At 53.9% G+C, this 19,035-nt stretch carries 13 protein-coding genes; 11 read left to right on the forward strand and 2 right to left on the reverse strand.

The genetic code is table 11. The annotated features are described in order from the left end of the window. Window positions 1-166 precede the first annotated feature (166 nt). Window positions 167-1,918 carry a gamma-glutamyltransferase gene (ggt, locus tag AAIE03_RS19460; RefSeq protein WP_014604834.1) on the forward strand — a complete coding sequence of 584 codons (1,752 nt, stop codon included), beginning with the start codon at window positions 167-169 and terminating at the stop codon, window positions 1,916-1,918. 33 nt (window positions 1,919-1,951) lie between these two features. Here ggt and AAIE03_RS19465 read toward each other — a convergent pair whose 3' ends face one another. Beyond that, window positions 1,952-2,446, reverse strand: coding sequence for a GNAT family N-acetyltransferase (locus AAIE03_RS19465; RefSeq protein WP_498563139.1), 495 nt, complete (start codon window positions 2,444-2,446; stop codon window positions 1,952-1,954). Between the two features lie 363 nt (window positions 2,447-2,809). On the opposite strand from AAIE03_RS19465, the gene AAIE03_RS19470 reads away from it, so the two are divergent. The 4 genes from AAIE03_RS19470 (at window position 2,810) to gntU (ending at window position 6,622) form a co-directional block, all read left to right on the forward strand. Then, the gene (locus AAIE03_RS19470; protein ID WP_014594800.1) at window positions 2,810-3,505 is read left to right on the forward strand and encodes a pirin family protein; all 696 of its coding nucleotides are present in this window, start codon (window positions 2,810-2,812) and stop codon (window positions 3,503-3,505) included. A 99-nt stretch (window positions 3,506-3,604) separates the two neighbouring features. Further along, window positions 3,605-4,600 carry a gluconate operon transcriptional repressor GntR gene (gene gntR, locus AAIE03_RS19475; protein WP_013027543.1) on the forward strand — a complete coding sequence of 332 codons (996 nt, stop codon included), beginning with the start codon at window positions 3,605-3,607 and terminating at the stop codon, window positions 4,598-4,600. Between the two features lie 141 nt (window positions 4,601-4,741). Further along, entirely contained in the window at window positions 4,742-5,278 is a 537-nt protein-coding gene (gntK, locus tag AAIE03_RS19480) for a gluconokinase (RefSeq protein WP_498563140.1), read from the forward strand. Window positions 5,279-5,281: 3 nt separating this feature from the next. Then, the gene (gene gntU, locus AAIE03_RS19485; protein ID WP_013027541.1) at window positions 5,282-6,622 is read left to right on the forward strand and encodes a gluconate transporter; all 1,341 of its coding nucleotides are present in this window, start codon (window positions 5,282-5,284) and stop codon (window positions 6,620-6,622) included. A gap of 44 nt (window positions 6,623-6,666) precedes the next feature. Here gntU and AAIE03_RS19490 read toward each other — a convergent pair whose 3' ends face one another. After that, window positions 6,667-7,260, reverse strand: coding sequence for a YhgN family NAAT transporter (locus AAIE03_RS19490; protein WP_006121032.1), 594 nt, complete (start codon window positions 7,258-7,260; stop codon window positions 6,667-6,669). A 219-nt stretch (window positions 7,261-7,479) separates the two neighbouring features. Here AAIE03_RS19490 and asd point away from each other — a divergent pair, with 219 nt between their 5' ends. The 6 genes from asd to glgP all read left to right on the forward strand — a co-directional run bounded on the left by asd (window position 7,480) and on the right by glgP (window position 18,908). Further along, window positions 7,480-8,589, forward strand: coding sequence for an aspartate-semialdehyde dehydrogenase (gene asd, locus AAIE03_RS19495; RefSeq protein WP_013027540.1), 1,110 nt, complete (start codon window positions 7,480-7,482; stop codon window positions 8,587-8,589). 890 nt (window positions 8,590-9,479) lie between these two features. After that, window positions 9,480-11,663: a 1,4-alpha-glucan branching enzyme gene (glgB, locus tag AAIE03_RS19500; RefSeq protein ID WP_015699381.1), complete on the forward strand. Its 2,184-nt coding sequence runs from the start codon at window positions 9,480-9,482 to the stop codon at window positions 11,661-11,663. After that, the gene (gene glgX, locus AAIE03_RS19505) at window positions 11,660-13,639 is read left to right on the forward strand and encodes a glycogen debranching protein GlgX (RefSeq protein ID WP_167310104.1); all 1,980 of its coding nucleotides are present in this window, start codon (window positions 11,660-11,662) and stop codon (window positions 13,637-13,639) included. Before glgB ends, glgX begins: the two co-directional genes overlap by 4 nt. A gap of 13 nt (window positions 13,640-13,652) precedes the next feature. Then, window positions 13,653-14,945, forward strand: coding sequence for a glucose-1-phosphate adenylyltransferase (glgC, locus tag AAIE03_RS19510; protein ID WP_014604839.1), 1,293 nt, complete (start codon window positions 13,653-13,655; stop codon window positions 14,943-14,945). Between the two features lie 63 nt (window positions 14,946-15,008). Next, a complete protein-coding gene (gene glgA, locus AAIE03_RS19515; protein ID WP_014604840.1) occupies window positions 15,009-16,442 on the forward strand; it encodes a glycogen synthase GlgA in 1,434 nt (477 codons plus the stop codon). An 18-nt stretch (window positions 16,443-16,460) separates the two neighbouring features. Then, window positions 16,461-18,908, forward strand: a complete 2,448-nt coding sequence (gene glgP, locus AAIE03_RS19520) for a glycogen phosphorylase (RefSeq protein ID WP_013027535.1) — start codon at window positions 16,461-16,463, stop codon at window positions 18,906-18,908. The last annotated feature ends 127 nt before the right edge of the window (window positions 18,909-19,035 follow it).

The following is a 19,035-nucleotide window of genomic DNA, read 5'->3' on the forward strand; positions in this document are numbered from 1 at the left end:
GTGCCCAAATCGGGTCACGAGGTCGTTATCGTCATTCTATGCACGGGTTCAGATTCCTGCTCCAGGAGTGCACTGAATTTGCGTTAATTCTTGATATTCGACTGTGTTTGTAGTCAGTTACATAAAGAATAAAGAAATGTAAATAAAAGTGGAGAGTGGAAACAACATGATGATGCAAGGCAAACTGCGCCAGCTGGGCTGGTCATTATTGATGAGTTTTACTGTTGTGACCGGGGCGGGTGCCGCGCCGGTTCAGGCACCGCCCGTCTCTTATGGTATCGACAGCGATACGTTTCATCCGGTTAAGGCGCATAACGGTATGGTGGCCTCAGTGGATGCGCTGGCAACCCAGGTCGGCGTTGATATCCTGCGCCAGGGCGGTAACGCCGTGGATGCCGCCGTTGCGGTGGGCTTTGCGCTGGCGGTCACGCATCCGCAGGCGGGCAACCTGGGCGGTGGGGGCTTTATGCTGCTGCGCACGGCATCAGGACAGACCACGGCCATCGATTTCCGTGAAATGGCCCCGGCGGCGGCTTCACGCGATATGTTCCTGGATAAGCAGGGAAATGCCGATAGCAAGCTTTCCCTCACTTCGCACCTGGCCTCAGGTACGCCCGGCACCGTGGCGGGTTTTGCTTTAGCCGTCAATAAATATGGCACGCTGCCGCTCAGCAAGCTGCTGGCGCCTGCTATTAAACTGGCGCGTGACGGTTTTGTCGTCAACGATGCGCTGGCGGATGACCTGAAAACCTACGGTAAGGAAGTGCTGATCACGCATCCCAATAGCAAAGCCATTTTCTATAAGCCCGATGGCACGCCGTGGCAGAAGGGCGACCGTCTGGTGCAAAAAAATCTGGCCCACAGCTTACAGCTGATTGCGCAGCAAGGCCCGGATGCCTTCTATAAAGGGAAAATTGCCGATCAAATCGCTGCCGAAATGGCCCAGCATGGCGGGTTAATTAATAAAGCCGATTTAGCAGCCTATCATGCGGTTGAACGTAAGCCCGTCAGCGGCACCTATCGTGGTTATGAGGTGTTTTCCATGCCACCGCCTTCATCGGGCGGCATTCATATCGTGCAGATCCTGAATATCCTGGAAAATTTTGATTTGGGCAAAATGGGCTTCGGCAGCGCGGACGCGATGCAGGTCATGGCGGAAGCGGAGAAGTATGCTTACGCGGACCGTTCCGAATATCTGGGCGATCCGGATTTCGTTAAGGTGCCCTGGCAGGCGCTGACCAGCAAAGCCTATGCGAAGTCACTGGCGCAGCAGATTGATATTGCCAAAGCCCGCCCGTCCAGCGAGATCAAGCCGGGTAAACTGGCCCCTTACGAAAGTAATCAAACTACTCACTTCTCCGTGGTGGACAAAAGTGGCAATGCGGTCGCTGTCACCTACACGCTTAACACCTACTTCGGCAGCGGTATCGTCGCCGGTAACAGCGGCATTCTGATGAATAACCAGATGGATGATTTCTCTGCCAAGCCGGGCACGCCGAATGTTTACGGGTTAGTCGGCGGCGAAGCCAATGCCGTGCAGGCCGGGAAGCGTCCGCTGTCTTCGATGTCACCGACTATCGTGGTGAAAGACGGCAAGACCTGGCTGGTAACGGGTAGCCCGGGCGGCAGCCGCATTATCACCACGGTATTGCAGATGGTGGTGAACAGTATTGATTACGGGATGAACGTGGCAGAGGCGACCAACGCGCCGCGCTTCCATCATCAGTGGCTGCCCGATCAGCTGCGTGTTGAAAAGGGATTCAGTCCGGATACCTTGCGGTTACTGGAGGCCAAAGGCCAGCATGTGAAAGTGCTGCCGTCGATGGGCAGTACCCAAAGTATTATGATTGGGCCTGACGGTACGCTGTATGGCGCGTCCGATCCACGCACCGTAGATGACCTGAGCGCAGGTTACTGATGAAAACGGGCAGCCCTTTGGCTGCCCGTAATCTTATGTTTTCAGCCTCGCCATATAATGTGTATCGATCAAGGCACCCTCACGCATGGCGAAGCCTTGCGCGGTGCCTTCAATTCGGAAGCCGAACTTGTGATACAGCGCTATCGCGTTGTCATTGTCGGCAAACACCGTGAGTTCAATGCGCGTAACCTGTAGCCAGTTGTCGCAGAGATCGATCATCGCGGCCATCAGGGCGCTGCCAATCCCGCGACGATGAAACGCCGGATCGACGCCCATCCCCAGGCTGGCACAATGCCGTCGCCGTTCGGCCGTCATTCCCTCAAGCGTAAGTTGCCCAACGACCTGCTCACCGAGACAGGCAACGAGCATATAAACGCCCGCGCGCGGGTTGGCGAGTTTCTGCTCCCACAGCGAGGGGGAAGGATAAGGCAGGTGCAGGGTAGCCGCCTGCGTTTCGGGCTGGCTGTAAAGACGCGTTAATGCGGATGCGTCAGAAGGGATAGCATGACGAATGGTTACCGTGTTCATAGCGCTTATCCTTGTTGGCAGGGTGATAACCCTTTCAACTTCAAGGTATTTACGCATGACGTCAATAAAAGAATGTGCAAAAAGACTTTACAGATGCGAATGATAATGATTATTATTGTCATGCTTTCTCGCGTGTCATCGACACGGTAGAACGCACGACATTGCTCACATTGCTTCCAGTATTATTTAGCCAGCCGGGTGCTGGCTTTTTTTTTGCTACCTCTTCCCGCCAGGCCTCCTTCAGCCCCTTTCAACAACCCGTGATTTAATGTTCATAATTTTTGAACAGAGAGGTGAAGTTTTTCAGCTATCAATCTTTTACGCCGGATACCACACTATAAAAAACAGTGAGGAGATTTGAACATGATCTATTTACGTAAAGCTGAAGAACGCGGTCACGCGAATCACGGTTGGCTGGACAGCTGGCATACCTTTTCCTTTGCCAACTATTACGATGCCAATTTTATGGGCTTTTCGGCGTTACGCGTCATTAACGAAGACGTGATCGATCCGGGTCAGGGCTTTGGTACGCATCCCCATAAAGACATGGAAATTCTGACCTATGTGCTGTCAGGTACCGTTGAACATCAGGACAGCATGGGGAATAAAGAACAGATACCGGCAGGCGAATTCCAGATTATGAGTGCCGGTACGGGCGTGCGTCATTCAGAATATAACGCCAGCCAAACCGAACCCCTGCACCTCTACCAAATCTGGATTATTCCAGAAAGTACAGGGATAGAGCCGCGCTACGCTCAGCGCCGTTTTCCCGACGTACAGGGACGCCAGTATATTCTGACGCCTGATGCCCGTGACGGATCGCTCAAAGTCTGGCAGGACATGACGTTGTCGCGCTGGGTATTTGCGGCGGGCGACAGCGACAGCGTGGTACCCGACGCGGGCCGCCGTATCTGGATCCAGGTGGTGAAGGGCCAGGTCAAGGTAAACGGTCAGCCAGCGACAAACAGCGATGCTTTTGCCATCTGGGACGAAAGCAGCCTGGTGCTCGAAGCAGACAGCGCCGCGGAAGTCCTGCTGTTTGATCTGCCGCCGGTATAAGCCTGTTGGGGCGGGCATATCTCGCCCCACTGGCAATCTGGCTGCAAAAAAGTGATAGACTCGTCGTAACTTGCTTTCAGGGCTATCCAGGCGCTTACGATGAAGAAGAAAAGACCGGTTTTACAGGACGTTGCCGATCGTATCGGTATCACCAAAATGACTGTCAGTCGTTATCTGCGTAATCCCGAGCAGGTGTCCGTTGCGCTGGGGAAAAAGATTGCCGTGGCGCTGGACGAACTGGGATACATACCGAATCGTGCCCCGGATATGCTGTCGAATGCGACCAGCCGCGCCATTGGCGTGTTGCTGCCTTCCCTGACCAATCAGGTTTTTGCCGACGTACTGCGTGGCATTGAAGCCGTCACCGATGAGGCCGGTTATCAGACGCTGGTGGCGCACTTTGGCTATAACCCGGAAAAAGAAGAGCGTCAGCTACGGTCGTTGCTGGGCTGGAACATCGACGGCGTTATCCTGACGGAACGCACCCACACGCCCGGCACGTTGCGCATGCTGGAAGTGGCGGGGATTCCGGTCATTGAAATGATGGACAGCGTTACCCCTTGTCTTGATATGGCGGTCGGCTTTGACAATGTCGAGGCGGCCCGGCAGATGACGCTGGCCATCATCAATAAAGGTCATCGGCACACCGTTTATCTGGGCGCGCGTCTGGATGAGCGAACGCTGCAAAAACAGCGCGGTTATGAAGCCGCCATGCGCGAGGCCGGATTAACTCCGCGCAGCGTGATGATGGAAGAAGCCTCCTCGTTTAGCGCAGGCGGCGATCTGCTGCGTGAAGCGCAGCGCCGTTATCCTCAGACAGACAGCCTGTTCTGTACCAATGACGATCTGGCGGTCGGCGCGATGTTTGAGTGTCAGCGACAGGGACTCAAGGTGCCTTCCCAAATGGCGATTGCCGGTTTCCACGGCCATGATATTAGCCAGGTTGTCACGCCGCAGCTGGCAACGGTACTCACCCCGCGCGACCGAATGGGACGTGAGTCTGCTGCATTATTACTGGCGCGTATCGCCGGGGAACACAGCGTTACACCACCGCTGGATATCGGTTTTGAGATTCTGGAAGGTGGCAGTATCTGATTAACGCGATTTTATGAAGCAGCTCACACTTTAACGCTTTGGGATGTAAAAAGGTTGCCAGCATGGAATGCCACCAGGACAATGTGCTCCACCATTGTTATCGGTAACATGGCAGACTGACTGAACTTGCCGGAGTAAAAAATGACCACGCAATCTTCGCCACATCACGTTTTTATTCTGATGGGTGTTTCAGGCAGCGGTAAATCCGTTGTCGCTAACCCGGTTTCTCACCAGTTGAACACCGCGTTTCTCGACGGTGATTTTCTTCATCCGCGTGCCAATATCCTGAAAATGGCAGAAGGCCATCCACTGGATGATAACGATCGTCTGCCCTGGTTACAGGCTCTGAACGACGCGGCTTTCGCGATGCAACGCACCCAGGCCATTTCCATCATCGTCTGTTCAGCCCTGAAAAAGCATTACCGCGATATTCTTCGTCAGGGCAATGACAACCTGCGTTTTGTGTATCTGAAAGGGAATTTCGATACCATCGAAGCCCGTCTGAAGGCGCGTAAAGGCCACTTCTTCAAGCCGCAAATGCTGGTGACGCAGTTTGCCACCCTGGAAGAGCCGGGCAGTGATGAAAAAGATGTGCTGGTCGTGGATATCGCGAACCCGCTGGATGAGGTTGTGGCGGCGACGGTTGCGACCATCAAGGACGCCATTAATCAAGGCTAGGCCATGAATACCGCAACACTTATTTTAACCGCAGCAGGCTCTGTCCTGCTGCTGCTCTTTCTGGTGATGAAAGCCCGCATGCATGCCTTTCTTGCCTTGATGCTGGTTTCAGTCGGGGCCGGGCTGTTATCCGGTATGCCACTGGATAACATCGCCGAAACCATGCAGAAAGGCATGGGCGGCACGCTGGGCTTTCTGGCAATTGTGGTGGCGCTGGGCGCGATGTTCGGCAAGATCCTGCATGAAACCGGTGCCGTTGACCAAATTGCGATTCGCATGCTCAAGACCTTTGGCGAAAACCGCGCCCACTTTGCCATGGGAATCGCCGGGCTAATCTGCGCCTTACCGCTCTTCTTTGAAGTTGCCGTGGTACTGCTTATCAGCATTGCTTTCGCCGTCGCCCGACGCACGGGGGATAATCTGGTGAAGCTGGTGATACCGCTGTTTGCCGGAGTGGCGGCCGCCGCGGCCTTTCTGCTGCCGGGGCCTGCGCCCATGTTGCTGGCGTCTCAGATGCATGCAGATTTTGGCTGGATGATTTTAATCGGCCTGTGCGCTGCGCTGCCGGGCATGCTGATTGCCGGGCCGCTGTTTGGTAATTTTATCGCCAGACGCGTTTCGTTCAGCGCGCCTCCTGAAGATCATCAGCCGGATATTGATGAAAACAAGCTGCCCTCTTTTGGTTTTAGCCTGGCGTTAATCCTGTTTCCTCTCGTGCTGGTCGGGTTAAAAACCATTGGCGCACGCTTCACCACGGAAGGCACCGCGCTTTATCAATGGCTGGAATTTATCGGCCATCCTTTTATCGCCATTCTGCTGGCCTGCCTGGTGGCTATTTACGGCCTGGCTTATCGTCAGGGCATGGAAAAAGAGAAAGTGATGCAGATCTGCGGCAGCGCACTGCAGCCAGCGGGCATTATTTTGCTGGTGATTGGTGCGGGCGGCGTCTTTAAACAGGTACTGGTCGATTCCGGCGTAGGGCCTGTGTTGGGAAATGCCCTGACCGGTGCCGGGCTGCCCGTTGCGCTGGCCTGTTTTATTCTGTCTGGGGCGGTCCGGGTGATTCAGGGATCGGCCACGGTCGCCTGTTTGACGACAGTGGGACTGATCATGCCTGTGATTGAGCCACTGCATTATAACGGCGCGCAGCTGGCGGCCTTGTCCATCTGTATCGGTGGCGGTTCCATTATTATCAGCCATGTTAACGATGCAGGTTTCTGGTTGTTTGGGCGATTTACCGGCGCCACGGAAGGGGAAACCTTAAAGACGTGGACATTGATGGAGACCATTTTGGGCACCGTCGGTGCCGTAGTCGGCATGATCGCCTTTACGCTGCTTTCCTGATGCGTTGTAACCGGGCAGGGCTGCCCGGTTACAATCGACCATGGTTACAACTTCAGATACACGCGAATCCCGTCTAAGAACATCTGCGTTGCCAGCATAATCAGTATCAATCCCATCAGACGTTCCAGCGCATTAACGCCCTTATCGCCCAGCAGCCGAAGAAACAGGCCTGACAACAGCAGAATCATGACCGTTACGCCCCAGGCAATGAGCAGGGCACCCACCAGATGCGACATTTGATTGGGATACTGATGCGACAGCAGCATCAGGGTCGCCAGCAATGACGGCCCGGCCACCAGGGGAATCGCCAGCGGCACCAGAAAAGGCTCTTCTCCCGCCGGTAAGCCCGTGCTACTGCTTTCAGGTGACGGGAAAATCATTTTGATGGCGATTAAAAACAGGATGACGCCACCAGATATGGACACGGTTTCGGTACGCAGGTTGAGAAAGGCCAGAATTCGCTCGCCGGTAAACAAAAACAGCAACATGATGATGAGCGCAATCAGCATTTCACGAATAAGCACGACTCGCCGACGTTTCGGTTCCAGATGCTTTAAAACCGACATAAAAATCGGCAAATTGCCTAAGGGATCCATTATTAACAACAATAATATTGTTGCCGAGATCATTTCAGTCATTCGTTTTACGTCTTCTCGTTATAGATAAAGTCAGGTTATTAGCGGTGTTGCTGAAAAAGTTGGCCTGATTACATTAATTCACTTGCCAGAAAAGCTGCATTTTGTAGAGTAAATCATCACAGGCAGATCTGATTATTACGCAGAGTGGCGTGAGAGTACCACGACACTTTTCCCTTCGATAAGAAAGTCAGGTGTTTATCATCCTGAAACGGACATGACATGAAGAATGTAGGTTTAGTTGGTTGGCGCGGTATGGTTGGCTCAGTGCTGATGTCCCGCATGAGCGAAGAACGGGATTTTGATGTGATCAATCCGGTCTTCTTCTCTACCTCGCAGCACGGTGAAGCGGCCCCGACGTTTGCAGGCAAGCAGCAGGGTACGTTGCAGGATGCCTTTGATATTGAGGCGTTGAACGCGCTGGATATCATTATCACCTGTCAGGGTGGTGACTACACCTCTGAGATCTATCCAAAACTGCGCGCCAGCGGCTGGAATGGCTACTGGATCGATGCGGCGTCAACGCTGCGTATGAAAGACGATGCCATCATTATTCTCGATCCGGTTAACCATCAGGTTATTCGTCAGGGCATCGACAGCGGCGTAAAAACCTTTGTTGGCGGTAACTGCACCGTCAGCCTGATGTTAATGTCGCTAGGCGGTCTGTTTGCACAGGATTTGGTGGAATGGGCCTCAGTGGCAACCTATCAGGCTGCATCCGGCGGCGGCGCGCGTCATATGCGCGAACTGCTGACGCAGATGGGCATGTTGCACGATCACGTGGCGACTTCTCTGCAAAACCCGGCTTCGGCGATTCTGGATATTGAGCGAAGCGTAACGGATTTCACCCGCTCTGGTACGCTGCCAACGGATAACTTTGGCGTGCCGTTGGCGGGCAGCCTGATTCCGTGGATCGACAAGCAACTCGAAAACGGTCAGAGCCGCGAAGAGTGGAAAGGTCAGGCCGAAACTAACAAAATTCTGGCGACCCCGCGCGTCATTCCGGTTGACGGGCTGTGCGTCCGCGTGGGCGCGCTGCGCTGCCACAGCCAGGCCTTTACGCTTAAGCTTAAAAAAGACCTGCCGCTGGCGGAAATTGAGCAACTGCTGGCTTCCCACAATGAATGGGTGAAAGTGGTGCCTAACGATCGTGAACTCACCCTGCGTGAACTCACCCCAGCCGCCGTGACCGGTACGCTGAATACACCGGTAGGACGTCTCCGCAAGTTGAATATGGGGCCAGAATATCTTTCTGCCTTTACTGTCGGCGATCAGCTCCTTTGGGGCGCTGCCGAGCCGCTGCGTCGCATGTTGCGTTTGCTCATCGACTAAATCTGAAAGCATCAAAAGACCGGACTTGTCCGGTCTTATTCCCACAATTCACTGCAAATTGTTCTACTGTTACGATCGCTAAGTGATCCGCTTCCCCTTTTTGCCTGTCCAGAAATAAATTTTTGCTTATCTGCTCTTATAACCGCTGTCATCAAGCTATGATTTAACAAGGGTGCGCCGCGAGTTAACTGTTTTACTTTATTAACTAAATGGTTGTTGTAGATGGGAAAGACATTTTTTCGAGGAACGTACTGGCACTGTTTTTCACCGATGTCCATCCAACCGATGAGGCGGATAAATCATATCTGACTGGCAGCGCTTAACCCGCGATGCTGGCGGCTTCGCTCTGCGTTAAAACCCGGCTGCGCCTGAGATACGCGGTGCAGCAGCGGGGCGGTAAAACGTCCTCCTCCCGGCCGGTCTTTCCGAAAAAAAGAACGGCTTAAGCGGAATGGCGGGCTCTTAGCGAAAAGTGGCCGGTTTTTATTAAATAAGATGAAACGCGAATCTGTTATACATTAATATAATTTAATTTTTTGCGGGGCGGTTCGCAAAAATAAAAGGCGGGTGTTCTCTCTTAAAAACGGCCTTACATCAGATGATGTAGGTGATGACTGCCTTTTTTAGCCAGGGCCGGCTTGCACGTGAAAGTAAAAGTTATTTAATGTCTGGAGGCTTGCCGGATGGGCATCTGGCGGTACTACGGGCTTTGCATTGAGCAGACAGGCTTGATGCTAACTGGTTGTGATTTAAGGAGGCGCGTGGTGAGGAGCGTTTCGTTTTGACACCCACGCCGCTGTACTCATGGCTCAATGAAGAGCAGCGCAACAGACCTGCGATAACACGACGTCGTGGTCTTTTCGCCTGCCAACTATCACAGGAAGAAAGTCATGTCAGAGCTACCCGATCGCCAGGCGATCAATGCCCTTTTTGCGGGTAATTATTCCGACCCCTTTTCACTGCTGGGGATGCATAAAACCGAAAATGGTCTTGAAGTGCGTGCGCTGCTTCCGGAAGCCCTGGAAGTCTGGGTCATTGAAACCTCAACAGGACGCAAACTGGTCCAACTGAAGTGTGATGATTCTCGTGGTTTTTTCAGTGGCGTCGTTCCTCGTCGTAAAAATCCGTTTCGCTATCAACTGGCGGTTAACTGGCACGGCCAGCAGAACCTCATTGATGATGCCTACCGCTTTGGCCCTTTGTTGCAAGAGATGGACTTGTGGCTGCTGGCAGAAGGCACGCACCTGCGGCCCTATGAAACGCTGGGCGCCCACGGCGACGTCATTGATGGTGTGATTGGTACGCGTTTTTGTGTCTGGGCACCTAACGCACGCCGCGTATCGGTTGTCGGTGATTTCAACTTTTGGGACGGCCGTCGTCATCCGATGCGTCTGCGTCAGGAAATGGGCGTCTGGGAGCTGTTTGTTCCTGGCGCTGTTAACGGGCAACTCTATAAATTTGAAATCATCGATGCCCATGGACAGCTCCGTATCAAGGCCGATCCTTTAGCGTTTGAAGCACAAATGCGTCCGCAAACCGCATCAATGATTTGCGGCCTGCCCGAAAAAGTGGAGATGTCGGCCTCACGCAAGGCGGCAAATGAGTTTGATAAACCCATCTCTATCTACGAAGTGCATCTGGGATCGTGGCGTCGCCATACTGATGACAACTTCTGGCTCAGTTACAAAGAGCTGGCTGAGCAGCTGGTGCCTTACGTTAAAGAGATGGGGTTTACCCATATCGAGCTGCTGCCCATTAACGAACATCCGTTTGACGGCAGTTGGGGTTATCAGCCGCTCGGTATGTATGCGCCCACCCGCCGTTTCGGTACCCGTGATGATTTCCGCTACTTTATCGACAGCGCCCATGCGGCAGGGCTGAATGTGTTACTGGACTGGGTGCCAGGCCATTTCCCGAGCGATGATTTTGGTCTGGCAAAGTTTGATGGCACCGAACTGTATGAGCACAGCGATCCGCGTGAAGGTTACCATCAGGACTGGAATACGCTGATTTACAACTTTGGCCGTCGGGAAGTCAGTAACTTCCTGGCAGGCAATGCACTGTACTGGATGGAGCGCTTCGGTATTGATGGCCTGCGTGTCGATGCGGTGGCTTCAATGATCTATCGTGATTACAGCCGCGCCGAAGGCGAGTGGATCCCCAATCAATACGGTGGTCGCGAAAATCTCGAAGCCATTAATTTCCTGCGCTATACCAACCGTACTTTGGGACATGTCGCCCCAGGTTCAGTGACGATGGCTGAAGAGTCCACAGACTATCCTGGTGTTTCACGACCGCCTGAAGGTGGCGGCCTGGGGTTCTGGTACAAATGGAACCTGGGCTGGATGCATGACACGCTGGACTATATGAAACTCGACCCGGTACATCGCCGCTACCATCATAATCTGATGAGCTTTGGCATCATGTACAACTACAGCGAAAACTTCGTCCTGCCGCTGTCGCACGATGAAGTGGTGCACGGAAAACGCTCTATTCTTGATCGCATGCCGGGAGATGCCTGGCAAAAATTCGCTAACCTGCGTGCCTACTACGGCTGGATGTGGGCGTTTCCGGGTAAGAAGCTGTTATTCATGGGCAACGAATTTGCGCAGGGCAAAGAGTGGAATCACGATGTCAGCCTTGACTGGCACCTGCTTGAAGGTGAGGACAACTGGCATCACGGCGTTCAGCGTCTGGTGCGCGATCTGAACCATACCTATCAGCATTACACCTCCCTGCATCAGCTTGATTTCGATCCATCGGGGTTTGAGTGGCTGGTTGTTGATGATGCAGAGCATTCCGTCTTTGCGTTTGTACGTCGCGACCGCGATGGCAATGAAGTGATTATTGTCAGCAACTTTACCCCTGTCCCGCGTCCGGGCTATCGCTTCGGCGTGAACCAGGCGGGCAGCTGGCGCGAAGTGCTTAATACCGACCAGCATGAATACCACGGCAGCGACGTGCGCAATCATCTGGTGCACACCGATCAGCAGGAAAGTCATGGCCGCCCGCAATCGCTGAGCCTGAATTTACCGCCACTGGCGACGGTATGGTTCGTGCGGGAGGGGGAATGATATTACGTGCCGGACATCCCCAACCGCTGGGTGCCAGCTACGATGGGAAAGGGGTCAATTTTACGCTGTTTTCCCATCACGCTGAGCGTGTTGAACTGTGCCTGTTCGATGAGAACGGCCTTGAGCAGCGCGTTGAACTCACTGAGCGAAGCGGCGATATCTGGCACGGCTATCTGCCCGGACTCAAGCCCGGACAGCGTTATGGCTATCGGGTACACGGGCCGTGGGCGCCCCAGCAGGGGCACTTTTTTAATCCTGCCAAACTGTTAATCGATCCCTGCGCCAGAGCAGTGCAGGGCGATGTCCCCGACGATCCGCGCTTTCACTGCGGGTATGGCGAGCCTGATGGTCGTGATAACGCCGCCCTCGCTCCCAAGAGCATTGTCGTGACGGACGATTTCGACTGGCAAGGGGATGTGCCGCCGCGCACGTCGTGGGGCGATAGCGTCATTTACGAAGCGCATGTCCGCGGTCTGACGCAGCTGCATCCCGGCATTCCCGAACCCCTGCGCGGCACCTATGCTGCTCTGGGCCATCCGGTGATGGTGGATTACCTGCTGAAAATGGGCATCACCGCCATTGAGCTCCTGCCCATTGCGCAGTTCGCCAGCGAGCCTCGCCTGCTGCGCCTGGGACTGACTAACTACTGGGGTTATAACCCCTTTGCCCTCTGGGCTGTCGATCCCCGCTATGCATCGGGTCAGGATGGCCTGTCTCCTCTGCAAGAGTTTCAGCAGGCGGTAAAGCGTCTGCACGCTGCCGGGATTGAGGTGTTGCTGGATGTGGTGTTTAACCACACGGCGGAACTGGATGACACCGGACCGACGCTTTCCTTTCGCGGCATTGATAACGCCAGCTATTACTGGCTGGACGAACAGGGCGATTATCACAACTGGACCGGCTGCGGCAATACCCTGAACCTCAACCATCCGCAGGTAATGAACTGGACGCTGGAGGCGCTGCGCTACTGGGTGCGCGTCTGTCACGTCGATGGTTTCCGCTTTGATCTTGCGCCGGTGCTGGGTCGCGAACCGGATTATCACCGCGATGCGGCTCTGTTTGAGGCCATCCGCGCCTGTCCGATACTGTCAAAAGTCAAACTGATCGCCGAGCCCTGGGATATCGGTCCAGGTGGTTATCAGGTAGGCAATTTTCCTGCGCCCTTTGCAGAATGGAACGATCAATTTCGCGATACGACCCGGCGCGCATGGCTGCATGGTGACGTCAGCCTGGGGGAATTTGCCTGCCGGTTTGCCGCGTCAAGCGACCTTTTTCAGCATGACGATCGCAGGCCGCACGCGACCATCAATCTGATTACCGCTCACGATGGTTTTACCCTACGCGACCTCGTGAGTTTCAACAATAAACATAACGAAGTTAACGGTGAAGAAAACCGTGACGGGCACGGTAACAACTATAGCCACAATCATGGTACAGAAGGTCTGGAGAGCAGTGCGGAGGTGGCGCAGCGCCGGCGCCGCAGCATGCAAGGGCTGCTGACCACGCTGCTGCTTTCTCAGGGAACGCCCATGCTGCTGGCGGGAGACGAACGGGGTCAAAGTCAGCAGGGCAATAACAATGCGTATTGCCAGGACAATCCTCTGAGCTGGCTCAACTGGCACGATGACGAAAAAGCGCTGGTCGATTTTACGGCGTCGCTGATTCAACTGCGCAAGCGAATTCCTGCACTCACAGCAGATCGCTGGTGGCAGAACGATGACGGCAATGTCCAGTGGCTGGACGCCCAGGGTAATCCCGTAGATGAAGCTGGCTGGAAGCAGGGCATGTGTAGCCTGCAGATTCTGCTTTCAGACCGCTGGTTAATAACAATAAATGCGACAGATTCGATATGTGATATCGCCTTACCAGACGGAGAATGGCACGTCCTTCCTCCTTTCACCGGGGAATGTCACCCCATCCGGTTAACTGTCTGGCATGGTCCCGCACACGCTGTGTGTGTGTTCCAAAAGCAATGATAAGGAGTCAGACATGGTCAAATTAGAAAGAGCAGAACATCTCATGCTGGCGCGCCAGCTCCCTACACAAACCGTTGCCCTTGTACTGGCTGGTGGACGCGGTACGCGTCTGGTCGATCTTACCGCTAAGCGTGCCAAGCCCGCCGTTCACTTTGGTGGCAAATTCCGCATTATCGACTTTGCACTTTCCAACTGTGTGAACTCAGGGATTCGCCGCATTGGGGTCATTACGCAATACCAGTCTCATACGTTAACTCAACATATTCAGCGTGGTTGGTCTATCTTCAACGAAGAGATGAATGAATTTGTTGACCTGCTACCTGCGCAGCAGCGCTTCTCGACGGAGCAATGGTATCGCGGAACAGCGGATGCAGTAACACAGAACCTTGACGTTATCCGACGCTATGGCGCGCAGTACGTCGTCATCCTGGCCGGTGATCATATCTATAAGATGGATTACTCAAGGATGTTGCTGGACCACGTGCTGAACGATGCGCGATGCACCATCGCCTGTCTGCCCGTGCCGGTGCATGAGGCGACCGCATTTGGTGTGATGGCCGTCGACGAAAACAATAAAGTAATCGATTTCGTAGAGAAGCCGCCGAAGCCACCGACAATGCCGGGCGATGACACCAAATCGCTGGCCAGTATGGGAATTTATGTCTTCGACGCCGAATACCTCTATGGCTTGCTGGAAGCCGACCTGCATGAAGCAGGTTCAAGCCACGATTTCGGCAAAGATATTCTGCCAAAAGTGGTCGCGAGTGGAGAGGGCTACGCCCATTCGTTTGCGATCTCTTGTGTGCAAAACGATCACGAGGCACCGCCCTACTGGCGGGATGTGGGTACGCTGGAAGCCTACTGGCGCGCCAACCTTGATTTAGCCTCTGTTACACCCGAGCTGGACATGTACGACAGCACCTGGCCGATTCGGACGCACATGGAACCTTTGCCACCGGCAAAGTTTGTTCAGGACCGTTCCGGCAGCCATGGTATGACGATGAACTCACTGGTCTCCGGTGGCTGCATTATCTCGGGATCGGTGGTGGTGAATTCGGTCATGTTTTCCCGCGTGCGGGTGAACTCATTTTGCAATATCGATTCAACGGTACTGCTACCTGATGTGGTAGTCGGCCGATCCTGTCGTCTGCGCCGCTGCGTCATTGACCGCGCCTGTGTGCTGCCAGAAGGGATGGTGATTGGTGAAAACCCTGATGAAGACAGCCGCCGGTTTTTCCGTTCAGAAGAAGGCATTGTACTGGTTACGCGCGCCATGCTGGCCAAACTAAATAGCGCGGGATCATAAACGACAAGCGGCACACAACCCATCGGCACGAGGATCGTGCCTGGTAACTTAATGAGGTCGAGGATGCAGGTTTTACATGTCTGTTCAGAACTTTTCCCGCTGCTGAAAACGGGCGGGCTGGCTGATGTAGTCGGAGCATTACCTCAGGCACAAATTGCGGGTGGAACAGATACGCGTGTGTTGTTACCCGCGTTTCCTGCATTACGTAAAGGAATACCCGATACGCAGGTGGTTGCGGAACTGCAAACCTTTGCCGGTCCGGTGCGCCTGCTTTTTGGGCGATTCGATGGGGTAGGTATCTATCTTATCGACGCTCCCGATCTCTACGATCGGCCGGGCAGTCCTTATCATGATGAATCGCAGTTTGCCTACGTCGACAACTATTTGCGCTTTGCTTTACTGGGGTGGATGGGCTGTGAGTTAGGCTGCGGGCTGGATAGCTACTGGCGACCGGATATTGTTCATGCACACGACTGGCATGCGGGTCTGACGTGTGCTTATCTGGAGGCGCGTGGCCGTCCGGCTAAGTCTGTCTTCACCGTGCATAACCTGGCTTATCAGGGGCTTTTTTCGGCGCACCATTTGGATCAGATTCAGCTGCCACAATCGTTTTTTAACATGTTTGGTCTGGAGTTCTTTGGCCAGATCTCTTACCTGAAGGCCGGCTTGTTCTACGCCGACCACGTGACGGCAGTCAGCCCAACTTACGCGCGTGAAATTACGACGCCAGAGTACGGCTATGGCATGGAAACGTTGCTGGCACAGCGTATGCGTGAAGGTCGCCTGAGCGGCGTTCTGAACGGCGTGGACCCGGCTATTTGGGATCCTTCTCACGATCTGTTGCTGAGCTCCCGCTACAACCGGGATACGCTGGAAGCTAAAGCGGAAAACAAGCGCCAGCTGCAGGTTGCGATGGGACTGAAGGTTGACGATAAAGCACCGGTGTTTGCCGTGATCAGCCGCCTGACCCGGCAAAAAGGGCTGGATCTGGTGCTGGAAGCGCTGCCGGGTTTACTGGCGCAGGGCGGACAGCTGGTGCTGTTAGGACAGGGTGATGCTGAGCTGCAGCAGGGCTTTCTGGCCGCCGCCGCCGAACATCCCGGCAGCGTGGGCGTGCAGATTGGCTACCACGAGGCATTCTCGCATCGCATCGTTGGTGGGGCCGATGTCATTATGGTACCGAGCCGTTTTGAGCCTTGCGGCCTGACACAGCTCTATGGACTGAAATACGGCACGCTGCCACTGGTCCGCCGCACGGGCGGGCTGGCGGATACGGTCAACGACAGTTCGCTAGAAAATTTAGCGGATGGCATTGCCAGTGGGTTCAGTTTCGAAGACAGTAATGCCTGGTCCTTATTAAGGGCCATTCGTCGTGCTTTTGTGTTGTGGTCTCGTCCTTCACTGTGGCGTTATGTGCAGCGTCAGGCGATGGGAATGGACTTTAGCTGGCAGGTTGCCGCTCAAGCCTACCGCGATCTTTACCAACGTTTGTTGTAACGGATTGGGAAACAGAAAATGAATACACCATTCACTTACGCTTCACCTACGTTGACGGTTGATGCCTTAAAGCACTCAATCGCTTACAAACTGATGTTCACCATTGGTAAAGACCCTTCGATTGCGAACAAACATGAATGGCTCAACGCCGCGTTGCTTGCCGTGCGCGATCGCATGGTAGAGCGCTGGCTGCGTTCTAATCGTGCTCAACTTTCCCAGGATGTGCGTCAGGTTTATTACCTGTCGATGGAATTCCTGATGGGCCGCACGTTGGGCAATGCGCTACTGGCCATGGGGATCTACGACGATCTCAATCTGGCACTGGACGAAATGGGCCTCGATCTGGCCGAACTCATGGAAGAAGAGAACGATCCCGGCCTGGGCAACGGGGGTTTAGGCCGTCTTGCCGCCTGCTTCCTGGATTCTCTGGCTACGCTGGGCATGCCCGGACGCGGCTACGGCATCCGCTATGATTACGGCATGTTCAAACAAAATATTGTGGACGGCGAGCAGAAAGAGTCTCCGGATTACTGGCTGGAATACGGTAACCCGTGGGAGTTTCAGCGCTTTAACACCCGTTATAAAGTTCGCTTCGGTGGCCGCGTTCAGCACGAAGGTGCCAAAGTGCGCTGGCTGGAAACCGAAGAAATTCTCGCTATGGCCTACGATCAAATTATCCCTGGCTACGACACTGACTCGACCAATACGTTACGTTTGTGGGGCGCGCAGGCCAGTAACGAAATCAACCTGGGTAAATTCAACCAGGGTGACTATTTTGCGGCTGTGGAAGATAAAAACCACTCAGAAAACGTGTCGCGCGTGCTTTATCCCGATGACTCGACCTATTCCGGGCGTGAGCTTCGTTTGCGTCAGGAGTACTTCCTGGTGTCAGCTACCGTGCAGGATATCCTGAATCGCCACTGGATGATGCACCGCACCTGGAACAATCTGGCTGATAAAATCGCCATTCACCTTAATGACACACATCCGGTGTTAGCGATTCCTGAGCTGATGCGGTTGTTGATTGATGAGCATAAATTCACCTGGGATGATGCGTTTGATGTGTGCTGCCAGGTGTTCTCTTACACCAACCACACGTTAATGACTGAAGCCCTGGAAACCTGGCCGGTAGATATGATCGGTAAGATCCTGCCGCGTCATCTGAGCATCATCTTTGAAATCAACGACTTTTTCCTTAAAACGATTCAGGAATACTATCCAGACGACTGGGATCTGCTGTCGCGTATTTCGATCATCGACGAGAACGACGGGCGTCGGGTACGTATGGCCTGGCTGGCTGTTGTTGTCAGTCATAAGGTTAACGGCGTTTCTGAACTGCACTCGAACCTGATGGTTCAGTCCCTGTTTGCCGATTTCTCGCGGCTGTTCCCAGGCCGATTCTGTAACAAAACCAACGGCGTAACGCCACGTCGCTGGCTGGCGCTGGCTAATCCGCCACTGTCAGAATTACTGGACGAACAAATTGGCCGTAACTGGCGCACCGATCTAAGCCAGCTCAGTGAACTCAAAAGCTGTGTTGATTATCCTGCGTTTATTGAGAAAGTGGCCGAAGCCAAGCTGGAAAACAAAAAACGTCTGGCGATCTGGGTGGCGAAGAATCTGGATGTCGTTATCGATCCTAACGCGCTGTTTGACGTACAGATTAAGCGCATCCATGAGTACAAGCGCCAGTTGCTTAACGTTTTGCACGTGATTACGCGCTACAACCGCATCAAAGCCGATCCGGACGCCGAGTGGGTGCCGCGTGTTAACATTTTTGCAGGTAAAGCCGCGTCCGCTTACTACGTTGCCAAGCACATTATTCATCTGATTAACGATGTGGCTAAGGTCATCAACAACGATCCTCAGGTTAAAAACAAACTCAAGGTCGTATTTATTCCTAACTACAGCGTGAGTCTGGCGCAGATTATTATTCCTGCTGCCGATCTCTCTGAGCAGATTTCAACGGCAGGTACCGAAGCATCGGGTACCAGTAATATGAAATTTGCGCTCAACGGCGCGTTGACTATCGGCACGCTGGACGGGGCCAACGTTGAAATGCTGGAGCATGTGGGTAAAGAGAACATCTTCATTTTTGGTAACACAACGCCGCAGGTCGAAGCCTTGCGTAAAGCAGGTTATAACCCGCGTAAATACTATGAAGAAGATGCAGAGTTGCATCAGGTGCTGACTCAGTTGGCCTCAGGCGTCTTTAGTCCGCAGGATCCCGGCCGTTACCGTAATCTGTTCGACCTGCTGGTCAACTTCGGCGATCACTATCAGCTGTTGGCAGATTACCGCAGCTATGTGGATACGCAGGATAAGGTTGATGAACTGTATCGCCAGCCGGATGTCTGGCAGCACCGGGCGGCTATGAACATTGCTGGCATGGGCTATTTCTCGTCTGACCGTACGATTCAGGAATATGCGGATGAGATTTGGAATATTTCGCCGGTAAGGTTGTAGTTTGGCGGTAACGTTTCTGCTCTGAGCAGGTTCCCCCCGCAACGGTTGTGCACCTGGCAGGTGTGGGGGCACGGTCTTGCATTGAGCAGGTTCCGCCCGCCAGGCGCCGGGGAGTTTCAGCCTGTCC

This window comes from Pantoea sp. Ae19-2 (assembly GCF_059801205.1).

What these genes read in the sequence shown, in the direction of transcription:
- ggt (WP_014604834.1), top strand. Translation starts at nt 167, where the DNA reads ATGATGATGCAAGGCAAACTGCGCCAGCTGGGCTGGTCATTATTGATG.
- AAIE03_RS19465 (WP_498563139.1), bottom strand. Translation starts at nt 2,446, where the DNA reads ATGAACACGGTAACCATTCGTCATGCTATCCCTTCTGACGCATCCGCA.
- AAIE03_RS19470 (WP_014594800.1), top strand. Translation starts at nt 2,810, where the DNA reads ATGATCTATTTACGTAAAGCTGAAGAACGCGGTCACGCGAATCACGGT.
- gntR (WP_013027543.1), top strand. Translation starts at nt 3,605, where the DNA reads ATGAAGAAGAAAAGACCGGTTTTACAGGACGTTGCCGATCGTATCGGT.
- gntK (WP_498563140.1), top strand. Translation starts at nt 4,742, where the DNA reads ATGACCACGCAATCTTCGCCACATCACGTTTTTATTCTGATGGGTGTT.
- gntU (WP_013027541.1), top strand. Translation starts at nt 5,282, where the DNA reads ATGAATACCGCAACACTTATTTTAACCGCAGCAGGCTCTGTCCTGCTG.
- AAIE03_RS19490 (WP_006121032.1), bottom strand. Translation starts at nt 7,260, where the DNA reads ATGACTGAAATGATCTCGGCAACAATATTATTGTTGTTAATAATGGAT.
- asd (WP_013027540.1), top strand. Translation starts at nt 7,480, where the DNA reads ATGAAGAATGTAGGTTTAGTTGGTTGGCGCGGTATGGTTGGCTCAGTG.
- glgB (WP_015699381.1), top strand. Translation starts at nt 9,480, where the DNA reads ATGTCAGAGCTACCCGATCGCCAGGCGATCAATGCCCTTTTTGCGGGT.
- glgX (WP_167310104.1), top strand. Translation starts at nt 11,660, where the DNA reads ATGATATTACGTGCCGGACATCCCCAACCGCTGGGTGCCAGCTACGAT.
- glgC (WP_014604839.1), top strand. Translation starts at nt 13,653, where the DNA reads ATGGTCAAATTAGAAAGAGCAGAACATCTCATGCTGGCGCGCCAGCTC.
- glgA (WP_014604840.1), top strand. Translation starts at nt 15,009, where the DNA reads ATGCAGGTTTTACATGTCTGTTCAGAACTTTTCCCGCTGCTGAAAACG.
- glgP (WP_013027535.1), top strand. Translation starts at nt 16,461, where the DNA reads ATGAATACACCATTCACTTACGCTTCACCTACGTTGACGGTTGATGCC.